Source organism: Vibrio sp. 10N.222.52.C3 (assembly GCF_041474195.1).
GTDB classification, from domain to species: Bacteria; Pseudomonadota; Gammaproteobacteria; order Enterobacterales; family Vibrionaceae; genus Vibrio; species Vibrio crassostreae_C.
In genome coordinates this window covers 1-2,854 of the sequence record NZ_JBFRTQ010000198.1, presented here as the reverse complement: position 1 = coordinate 2,854, position 2,854 = coordinate 1, and the positions used below count along the sequence as shown (strand labels likewise).

The 2,854-nt window shown below is 43.2% G+C and carries 3 protein-coding genes; all 3 read right to left on the bottom strand.

The window, feature by feature from the left end; all coding sequences use genetic code 11:
• Positions 1 to 119 precede the first annotated feature (119 nt).
• The 3 genes from AB4517_RS22015 to nfo all read right to left on the bottom strand — a co-directional run bounded on the left by AB4517_RS22015 (position 120) and on the right by nfo (position 2,744).
• Positions 120 to 671, bottom strand: a complete 552-nt coding sequence (locus tag AB4517_RS22015) for a hemerythrin domain-containing protein (protein WP_017070073.1) — start codon at positions 669 to 671, stop codon at positions 120 to 122.
• 86 nt (positions 672 to 757) lie between these two features.
• Positions 758 to 1,438, bottom strand: a complete 681-nt coding sequence (gene ung / locus AB4517_RS22010; protein WP_372149992.1) for a uracil-DNA glycosylase — start codon at positions 1,436 to 1,438, stop codon at positions 758 to 760.
• Positions 1,439 to 1,835: 397 nt separating this feature from the next.
• Positions 1,836 to 2,744: a deoxyribonuclease IV gene (gene nfo / locus AB4517_RS22005; protein WP_017062881.1), complete on the bottom strand. Its 909-nt coding sequence runs from the start codon at positions 2,742 to 2,744 to the stop codon at positions 1,836 to 1,838.
• Positions 2,745 to 2,854: the final 110 nt, after the last annotated feature.

Here is a 2,854-nt window from a genome sequence, read left to right as displayed (position 1 = left end):
ACCTATATAGGTGCCTTTTTTATTTTTTGAGGTAGTTAATCCGCTCAAAGCGCCATTTGGAAACCAACCCTCTAATATAGAGGACACCTAAAATAGGTGCACCTCAACATTACAACGGGCTAAACACACTCTTGTTCATTTTGTCGAACCCGAGCCGCGAGTTGGCGATATTGATCGGCGATGGTCTCTCCAAAAACAGGGTCATCTTCCGGTTGAAGCCATTGAGACTCCACTTCTTGCCAATCTTTCACCGTGAACGCCTCAACAATCATGGGTAGCACATGCTTCTCTTCATATTCCATGTGCTTTCGCTGAGCCTTAACAAACGCTTCAAGCTGCTCAATAAAGACTTGCTGAGGAACCACCGCATCTTGAAGGATCATATCGACCAAACCTAAAAAGTCCGCCGTTTTCTCAGAAAGCAATTGATGCTCTAACTCCAAGTCTTCAATCGCTTGCTCGCTGCCATATTGCTTAAGATAGTAGCGATAAATGACGTCTTCTTTAGGGTGATGCACTTTGTCTGAATGGTTCATAAGGTAATGAACCACCTCTGCGATCAGGCTATAGTTTATTTCTCGCTCCTGTTTCAGAAACTCTAACTTACTGTTGAGTATCGCGAGTAAACGAGCCATATAGCCATGCTCTCGTCTTATCCTTTCAATCATCATAGTATTGCACTCCATTACACCTACTATTTATAAGTGTATACGAATATGCTGATTTATGATTTGACCCTGCTCAGAAAACCACCAACCTACACTTCTGTTGGTAAACGCCAGTCAATAGGTTGTTGATCCATAGAAGAAAGCAGCTTGTTGGTTGTAGAGAAATGCTGACAACCGAAGAATCCACGGCGTGCCGATAATGGCGATGGGTGAGGTGCAACCAACACATGATGCTTGTCGTCATCAATCGCTTGACCTTTCTTCTGGGCGTGTGCGCCCCACAACAAAAAGATGATCGGTTCAGAGCGCTGATTGAGCTCAGCAATAATGGCATCGGTAAAGGTTTCCCAGCCACACTTAGCATGTGAGTGTGCTTTTGCCTCTTCGACTGTAAGGACTGTGTTCAACATCAACACCCCTTGCGATGCCCAAGAATCGAGATAACCATGACTAGGAATCTCAAAGCCCTCTATATCTTGTGCAAGCTCTTTGTACATATTGCGTAGAGAAGGTGGGATTTTCACACCAGGAAGCACTGAGAATGCTAAGCCGTGAGCTTGGTTAGCACCGTGATAAGGATCTTGCCCTAAGATAACCACTCGCACGGATTCGAAAGGCGTCATATCAAAGGCACTGAACACCTGTTCTTGTGACGGGTAGACGGTTTTACCACTATTACGTTGCTGTTCAACAAACGCGAGGACACTCTGAAAGTACTCTTTATCACGTTCATCATTAATAATGGATTCCCAAGTCTTTGGTGCGGTCATCGTTTTACTTCCCAATCATCAAGGTTTCTAGCGGCTTTCGCCAGACAAAAAAATAGCTGTATCGGCTAACTGTCCTAAATAAGGCTCTAGTTATACCTCATACAGCTATCAATAAACATGATGTGTAGGGTTCACTTGTTGATGAATCATAATAATCAGTTCAAGTTGTGCTTATCTCGATTAACCACTTTTCTGCTGTGTACGATGGTGGCCGTGGTTATGCACGTGACGGTTTGGTGTAGGTAAACGGCGTGCGACAGCAATAGTTGAAGTTTGGGTGATTGAATACATAAAGGCACCTCCTCTAAGACATCGTGAACTACATATTCACTTTAATACTATGAAAGAAAGGTGCCAATTTTTAGAAATAGACGGAAATAAATTTCCCCCTCTATTATTACGCTTGTTCGCTCGCTAGCGTTGCTGAGCGATGAAACATTCTAAGTTGTTGAATTTCCTCTTTCCAGATCGTCGAATCAATGGTTTCCAAGATAAGAGGGATACCATTAAAGCGAGAATCAGAGGCAATATACTCAAAACAATCCCAGCCAATTTCGCCTTTTCCTAAAGAATGGTGTCGATCGACTCGGCTCGCGAACTCAGCTTTTGAATCATTGATGTGCATTGCTCTTAGATAGTGCATACCCACGATGCGGTCGAACTCAGCAAAAGTATGCTCACACGCCTCTTTTGTACGTAAGTCATAGCCAGCAGTAAACGTATGGCAGGTGTCTAAGCACACACCAACACGTGACTTATCTTCTACCTGTTCGATAATCTCTGCTAGATGTTCAAACTTCCAACCCAGATTAGTGCCCTGCCCAGACGTATTCTCGATCACTGCGATTACGTCAGGTACCGCTTGATGAGCTAGGTTGATCGATTCAGCGATCTTCGCCAAACATTCGCTTTCTGAGATTTTCTTTAAATGACTCCCAGGATGAAAATTCAAAAGCGTTAATCCAAGTTGATTACAACGCTCCATTTCATCAATAAAAGCCGCGCGTGATTTCTCTAGCTTCTCTTCTTCTGGTGCTCCTAGGTTAATAAGGTAGGAGTCATGAGGAAGAATGTGCTCAGCACCGAAGCCCAACATTTTGCAATTAGCTTTAAAGGCACTAATGGTTTTCGCTTCTAGCGGTTTTGCCGCCCACTGTCTCTGGTTCTTGGTAAACAGTGCAAACGCATTGGCGCCAATTTCACGTGCACGCATAGGCGCCTGATCAACTCCACCAGCAGCCGAGACATGAGCGCCAATAAACTTAATATTTGTTTCCGGTTTTGAGGATGAATTATTGTTTGTCATTAAATCACTTTACACTTTCAGAATGCTTAATAAATAAAGGGTCGTATCGGTTGTAGTTCAATAAAAACACAACAAATGTAGTAAACTTACAACAAATATGACTGTTAAAT

Bases quoted from the DNA above. Each gene is read 5' to 3' on its own strand.
- AB4517_RS22015 (WP_017070073.1), bottom strand. From the start codon at position 671: ATGATGATTGAAAGGATAAGACGAGAGCATGGCTATATGGCTCGTTTA.
- ung (WP_372149992.1), bottom strand. From the start codon at position 1,438: ATGACCGCACCAAAGACTTGGGAATCCATTATTAATGATGAACGTGAT.
- nfo (WP_017062881.1), bottom strand. From the start codon at position 2,744: ATGACAAACAATAATTCATCCTCAAAACCGGAAACAAATATTAAGTTT.